The following is a 7,297-nucleotide window of genomic DNA, read 5'->3' as shown; positions in this document are numbered from 1 at the left end:
CGACAAGGACGCTCCCTGGCCGCCCCAGCCCCGTTTGCCCCGCACGCCGGCCATGGGCCGGGCGGACCACGCGGCGCGGCTGCTGCTGTCGCACATGGCGTTTCTGGAAGAGCTGACGCACGACGACCACACCACCCTGGCGGCCCAGCCTGCGCCCCATGGGCCACTGTTTGCGTGGCTGGAGGCGCAGTTCCACGAACATGGCCCCCTGGCCTGGGCCGTGCTGCGCGAAAGCCTGCGCGATCACGAGTGCGAAGAGCTGGCCGTCAAGGTGATGACCGGCTCGCATGCGCAGACCGAGGGCGAACTGCACGAATTGCGACTGGAGCTGCGCGACCTGCTCACCCGCATGCAGATCGAAGACATCAAGGAGCAGCAAAAAGTGCTGGTGCTGCAGGTGGCACAAGACCCCTCGGCCCTGGAGCGCTACCGGGCGCTGGCCGAAAAGCGCAAGGAACTGGAGCAAATAGCGCCAAAAACCACTTGAATAGGGTCTGGGCGGTATAATATAAGGTTAGTTATTGGCAAGAGCGACAGCAGCACCTCCGAGCCGGGCCACCGTGACAAACGCGCACCTATGCGCTGATGGGCCCACTTATCGCAAGGACTGCACACCAAATGATCGCCCAGACATCTTGCCGCTGAGGGTGTCCCCTCCAGGCGCAAAGCCCCTGTTGCTTTGCGTCGCCACCCGCGCCGGGATCTGAGGCGCTTGCGTTTTCTTTGTGTCCGTTTTTGATTCTGAGGTTGCTCCATGCCCGCTCAAAAGTCCGCGAAGTCGCCCAAGTCTGCCTCAGGCACCGCCGCAAAGGCTGTCTCCAAAACCGCGGCCAAAGCGCCGGCCAAGGCGGCCCCCAAAAAGGCCGCTGCCGCCGCGCCCGCCCCGGTCGCCAAGAAAGTGAAAACTGTGCCCGTGAAAAGTACCGCCGAGCTGATCAAAGCTGCCGATGAGTTGCTGAAGAAGAAACCTGCCCGCGCCAAGGCCGTCGCCGCAGCCGCCGACGACGAAGAAGCGCCCAAGAAAAAGCCTGGCCGCCCCGCCAAGGCTGCTGGTGCCGCCGAAGCCAAAGCCCCCGCCAAGCGCGGCCGCAAGCCCAAGGCAGCCGCCGGTGGCGATGAGAGCGTGGACGATACCGACCTGTCGGACATCGAAGCCGACCTCGAAGGCGAGATCGAAGAGACCCCCGAGGCAGCCGCCACGGTCGAGAAGGTCAAGCCCCTGCGCATGAAGATCAGCAAGGCCAAGGAACGCGCCTTGATGAAGGAATTCGGCCTGGACGAAACCGTCCTGTCCGAAGAGGACATGCAAAAGCGCCGCCAGCGCCTGAAGGCCCTGATCAAGCTGGGCAAGACCCGCGGCTACCTCACGCACGTTGAAATCAACGACCACTTGCCCGACAAGCTGGTCGATGCCGAAACCCTCGAAGCCGTCATCACCACCCTGAACGACCTGGGCGTGGCGGTGTACGAGCAGACGCCCGATGCCGAAGCGCTGATCATCACGGACAACGCTCCCGCTGGCGCCACCGAGGAAGAAGCCGAAGAAGCCGCCGAAGCCGCGCTGTCCACCGTGGACTCGGAATTCGGCCGTACCACCGACCCCGTGCGCATGTACATGCGCGAAATGGGCACCGTGGAGCTGCTGACCCGCGAAGGCGAAATCGAAATCGCTAAGCGCATCGAAGGCGGCCTGATGGCCATGATGGAGGCGATCAGCGCATCGCCCGCCACCATCGCCGAGATCCTCAACATGGGCGAGGAGATCCGCGAAGGCAAGGTCGTCATCTCGACCATCGTGGACGGCTTCTCCAACCCCAACGAGGCCGACGACTATGTGGCCGAAGAAGACTTCGACGAATTCGACGAGGCCGATGACGATGACGGCAAGGGCGGCTCCAAGGCGCTGACCAAGAAACTCGAAGAACTCAAGAAGCAGGCGCTGGAGCGCTTCGACAAGCTGCGCGAGCTGTTCGAAAAAGTGCACAAGGTCTACGACAAGGAAGGCTACGGCACGCCCGCCTATGTCAAAGCGCAAGCTGCTTTGTCGGCCGAGCTGATGACCATCCGCTTCACCGCCAAGACCATCGAGAAGCTGTGCGACATGGTGCGCGGCCAGGTGGACGACGTGCGCAAGAAGGAACGCGAGCTGCGCCGCATCATCGTGGACAAGTGCGGTATGCCCCAGGAGACCTTCATCAAGGACTTCCCGCCCAATCTGCTGAACCTGCAGTGGGTCGAGAAGCAGGCCACCGCCGGCAAGCCCTGGTCGGCAGTAATTGCGCGCAACATCCCGCCCATCCAGGACCTGCAGCAAAAGCTGATCGACCTGCAGTCGCGCGTGGTCGTGCCGTTGGCCGAGCTCAAAGGCATCAACAAGCGCATGAACGAAGGTGAAGCCACCTCGCGCGATGCCAAGAAGGAAATGATCGAGGCCAACCTGCGCCTTGTGATCTCTATCGCCAAGAAGTACACCAACCGTGGCCTGCAATTCCTCGACTTGATCCAGGAAGGCAACATCGGCCTGATGAAGGCGGTGGACAAGTTCGAATACCGCCGGGGCTACAAGTTCTCGACGTACGCCACCTGGTGGATTCGCCAGGCCATCACCCGCTCGATCGCCGACCAGGCGCGCACCATCCGTATCCCGGTGCACATGATCGAGACGATCAACAAGATGAACCGCATCAGCCGCCAGCACTTGCAAGAGTTTGGTTTCGAGCCCGATGCGTCCATCCTGGCGGCCAAGATGGAGATCCCCGAGGACAAGATCCGCAAGATCATGAAGATCGCCAAAGAGCCGATCTCCATGGAAACGCCGATCGGCGACGACGACGACAGCCACCTGGGCGACTTCATCGAGGACGGTGCCAACACCGCGCCTATCGAAGCCGCCATGCAGGCCGGCCTGCGCGACGTGGTCAAGGACATCCTGGACGGCCTCACGCCGCGCGAAGCCAAGGTGCTGCGCATGCGCTTCGGTATCGAGATGACCAGCGACCACACGCTGGAAGAAGTGGGCAAGCAGTTTGACGTGACCCGCGAGCGCATTCGCCAAATAGAAGCCAAGGCGCTGCGCAAGCTCAAGCACCCCAGCCGCTCTGACAAGCTGCGCAGCTTCATCGACTCGCTGTAAGCCTCGCGACCCAGCCTTTACTGGCTCCAACGCCCTGCCCCGCACCTGCGGCGCAGGGCGTTTTTCATGGTGCGCTGATCGGCGCACCGCTCTGCACGGGGCCATAAACCCCGCGTTTACCCTGATGCCAGCGACAGCAGACTGACAGCTTGGCTGGCGACCATTGCGCGCAGCCTAGGTGGTGCGCAGGTCCCTTCCCTATGCATGCCGCCACAGGCTGACTGCGTTGCTTCGGCGTGGCAATGCGCAAGCAACCCAGCCAGGGCGCTCCCGCAGCGGCCTGAGATCTGGTTCCCGACGCCCTTCCTGCCTTCCCTCTTGTCAAAGGACTTTCCATGTCTGCAGCCATCGACCGCCGCCGTGCCCTTGCCCAATCCGTTGCGACCGCCCTGGCCTGGACTGCGCTCGGCCCCTCCGCCTGGGCGCAGAGCGCTGCGACAGCAGCCCGTCCTGCCCCTGCAGCCGCCAAGCCTGCCAAGCTGGCGGGCACCGTGCGCATCGTGATCCCTGCCAATGCCGGTGGCGGCTGGGACCAGACAGGCCGAGCCCTCGGAGCAGCCATGGTCGCAGCCGGCGCTGCGGACCAGGTGGAATACGAAAACATCGGTGGCAAGGGCGGCACCATCGGCCTGGCCAAATACGCCGAAAAGTACAGCAACGACCCCAACACGCTGCTGATGGGTGGCATGGTGATGGTGGGCGCCGTGGCACTGCAAAAGCCTGCAGTGGACATGACACAGATCCAGCCCCTGGCGCGGCTCACCAGCGACTACCTGGTGGCCGCAGTGGCCGCCAACTCGCCCATCAAGACCACCAAGGACCTCGCCGATGCGCTGCGTGCCGACCTCAAGGCCGTGCCGATTGCCGGCGGTTCGGCCGGTGGTGTGGACCACATCTACGCAGGCGTGCTGGCCCGCGCCGCCAAGGCCAACCCGGAGGGGCTGGTCTACAAACCCTTCCCTGGCGGTGCCGAGGTGGTCGAGGCCGTGCTGTCGGGCAACGCAGCCCTGGGTTTGTCGGGCTACAGCGAGTTCAACGATGCCATTGCCAGCGGCAAGCTGCGCGCCGTGGGCGTGTCGTCGCGCCGCAGCGTCTTTGGCCTGCCGTCGTTCCGCGAACAAGGGCTGGATGCCGTGATGGCGAACTGGCGCGGTGTGTTCACCGGCAAGGGCGTGTCCGCCGCACGCACGGCGGAGATGCTGGCCGCCGTTGAGGCCGCAACCCGCCACGAATCCTGGCTGCGCACGCTCAAACAGAACCGGTGGGAACCCTCTTGGCTCACCGGCAAGGATTTGGCAGAGTTCATGGAACTGGACCTCACAACCGCCCGCGTGATGGTGTACCTGCTCAAGCTGAAGGCCTGAGAAGGTCTGAACACCCCCGCCGCAAGCGCCTCTGAGCACCAGCCGACCGGCCTGCTGCAGAACCTTTGGAGCCTCTGATGAAAATGTCCAACTACTCCATCGGCGCACGCATGGCCACGGCCCTGGGCCTGGTGCTGGCCCTGTTGCTGGGGGCCGCGCTGTTCGGCATTGCCGCCCTGTACCGAACGCTGGGCACCTACGACACCACGGTGCAACAGCGCGTGGCGCAGGAGCGCGCCGTGAGCCGCATGGAAAGCGAGTTCAAGACCCAGGTGCTGGAGTGGAAGAACACCCTGCTGCGTGGCGAGGACTCGCGCAAGCGCGAGTTGCACTGGAACGCTTTCCAGGCCAGTGAAAAACGGGTGGCCGATGCGGCCAAGGCGCTGGAGCCCCAGCTGACCGACGCGCAGGAAAAGGCGGCGCTGCAAAAGTTCACCCAGGCCCACGCCCAGATGGCGCAGGGCTACCGCAAGGGCTTTGAGGTGTTCCAGTCGCTGGGCTTTGTGCCCTCGGCGGGCGATGCGGACGTGGCCGACATCGACCAGGGCCCCGCCAAGCTGCTCACCGAGCTGAGCCAGCAGGTGGCCGCCAGCAGTGCGGCCATCGCCCAGGAGGCTGCGCAGGACGCCCGGCGCGCACTGTTCAGCAGCCTGGTGGCACTTGCACTGGTCACGGCGCTGGGCGCCTGCGCGGGCTGGCTGCTCACCCGCTCGGTGGTGCGCCCCCTGGGGGTGGCGGTGTCGGTGGCGCACAAAGTGGCGGCGGGCGACCTGACCACCCGCATCGAGGTCGAGGGCAAGGATGAGCCCGCGCGCCTGCTGGAGGCCCTGCGCGCCATGCAGGACAACCTCGAAAACGTGGTCTCCGGCGTGCGCAGCAACGCCGAGGGCGTGGCCAGCGCCAGCGCTGAAATTGCGCAGGGCAACGCCGACCTGAGCCATCGCACCGAAGAACAGGCCTCGTCGCTGGACGAGACCACCTCGTCCATGCAGCAGCTGCAGTCCACCGTGCAGCAGAACGCCTCCAACGCCCAGCGCGCGAACGAGCTGGCGCGCAACGGCGCTACCGTGGCGCAGCGGGGTGGCGATGTGGTCACGCAGATGGTGGAGGTAGTGCAGGGCATCCAGGACAGCTCGCGCCGCATTGCCGACATCATTGGCGTCATCGACGGCATCGCATTCCAGACCAACATCCTCGCGCTCAATGCCGCCGTCGAGGCCGCGCGCGCCGGTGAACAAGGCCGGGGCTTTGCTGTGGTGGCCAGCGAGGTGCGCAACCTCGCCACCCGCAGCGCCAGCGCCGCGCGCGAGATCAAGCAGCTCATCCAGACCAGCGTGGAGCGCGTGCAGGCCGGCTCGGACCTGGCGCGCAATGCAGGCACGACCATGGCCGAGGTGGTGTCGTCCATCCAGGGCGTGAGCGCGCTGATGGAAGAGATCAGCCAGGCCAGCGCCGCGCAGACCAGCGACATGCTGCGCGTGACGCAGGCCATCGTGCGCATGGACGAGGCGACACAGCAGAACGCCGCCCTGGTCGAAGAAAGCGCCGCTGCCGCAGGCAGCCTGAGCGGGCAAGCGCAGCAACTGGTGCAGGCCGTAGAGGTGTTCCGCCTGCGCCACGCCCACCCCGCGCTCCCCGCGCCGCGCGCCTGATATCGGGTGCCGCAAGGCAGTTGCACATCACACCGCACCCGCGGTGGCACTGCAGCCCTGCGGGCGCAGGGCCACGGCGGCCATGCAAATGCTATCAATACAATAGCTAATAAGGCATATTGCACTAGCGCAAGCGCCCGAAAACCCTCAAAACCTGCCTGATGCTGCGCGAAAACACGCTGCAGGCAGCCCCCTGCGCTGCGTCAGTCGATCTTCACGTTCGCGTTCTTCACCACCTGCGCCATGCGCGCTGCTTCGCTGCGGAAGAAGGCGGCGGCCGGCTCGGGCTGCGTGAGCTTGATCTCGTAGCCCTGCGCAATCAGCGCATCACGGGCCTCGGGCATCTCCATGGCGGCCTTGAAGCCGTTGTACAGCCGCGCCAGCTCGGCCTTGGGCAGGCCCGCAGGCGCCACGGGGGCGATCCACCCGTCCAGCTCATAGCCCGGCAGGCCTTGTTCGGCAATGGTGGGCACGCCCGGCAGTGCGGCCACGCGGGTGGCCGTGGTCACCCCCAGGGCCCGCAAGGCGCCTGCCTTGATGTGCGCAGCCGCGGGTGCCACTGCCACCACCCCCAGCTGCACCTGCCCGCCCAGGATGTCGTTCATCAGCGGGCCCATGCCCCGGTAGGGAATGTGCTTGATGTCGAGCTTGGCCTGGTCCACGAACATGGCCGCACCCAGGTGCAGGATGGTGCCGTTGCCCGACGAGCCGTAGTTGAGCACGCCGGGTTTGGACTTGGCCAGCGCGATCAGCTCCTGCACCGTCTTGGCGGGCACCGCAGGGTGCGCGACCAGCACAAACGGCGTGGCGCCCAGGATGGTGATGGGGGTGATGTCGGCCAGCGAGTCGAACGGAATGTTCTTGTACACGCTGGGGTTGACCACGTGGTTGTTGGACACCACGCCGATCACCGAGCCGTCCTTGGGCGCACGCACGATCTGCGTGGTGCCGGTGATGCCGCCCGCGCCCGGCAGGTTCTCGATGACGATGGGCTGGCCCAGCGCCTTGGCCAGGCTGGTGCTGATGGCGCGGATGGCGCCGTCGGCCCCCGAGCCCGCCGACAGCGGCAGGATCACGCGCAGCGGCTTGCCGTCGCCCTGGGCACGCGCCATGCGGGGCAGGCCCCAGGCGGCGACGCCCAGTGCGGC

At 65.7% G+C, this 7,297-nt stretch carries 4 protein-coding genes and 1 pseudogene; 4 read left to right on the top strand and 1 reads right to left on the bottom strand.

What is annotated here, in order from left to right; all coding sequences use genetic code 11:
• The 4 genes and pseudogenes from DBR23_RS10920 to DBR23_RS10905 all read left to right on the top strand — a co-directional run.
• Positions 1-487 (top strand): annotated as a pseudogene (locus tag DBR23_RS10920) (DNA primase); the annotation flags it as partial.
• Positions 488-754: 267 nt separating this feature from the next.
• Complete coding sequence (rpoD, locus tag DBR23_RS10915) at positions 755-3,133, top strand: RNA polymerase sigma factor RpoD (protein ID WP_056061911.1); 2,379 nt, start codon at positions 755-757, stop codon at positions 3,131-3,133.
• Between the two features lie 335 nt (positions 3,134-3,468).
• Positions 3,469-4,497 carry a tripartite tricarboxylate transporter substrate binding protein gene (locus tag DBR23_RS10910; RefSeq protein ID WP_108498251.1) on the top strand — a complete coding sequence of 343 codons (1,029 nt, stop codon included), beginning with the start codon at positions 3,469-3,471 and terminating at the stop codon, positions 4,495-4,497.
• A gap of 77 nt (positions 4,498-4,574) precedes the next feature.
• On the top strand, positions 4,575-6,149 hold the full coding sequence (locus DBR23_RS10905) for a methyl-accepting chemotaxis protein (protein WP_108498250.1): 1,575 nt from the start codon (positions 4,575-4,577) through the stop codon (positions 6,147-6,149).
• 203 nt (positions 6,150-6,352) lie between these two features.
• Here the strand turns inward: DBR23_RS10905 and DBR23_RS10900 are convergent.
• On the bottom strand, positions 6,353-7,297 hold a 945-nt coding region (locus DBR23_RS10900; RefSeq protein WP_108498249.1), incomplete at its 5' end, for a tripartite tricarboxylate transporter substrate binding protein.

It is taken from the genome of Acidovorax sp. HMWF018 (assembly GCF_003061035.1).
Lineage (GTDB): Bacteria > Pseudomonadota > Gammaproteobacteria > Burkholderiales > Burkholderiaceae_C > Acidovorax > Acidovorax delafieldii.
Note: the sequence above shows the minus strand (reverse complement) of the source record. Positions and strands in the feature narration are given on the sequence as shown.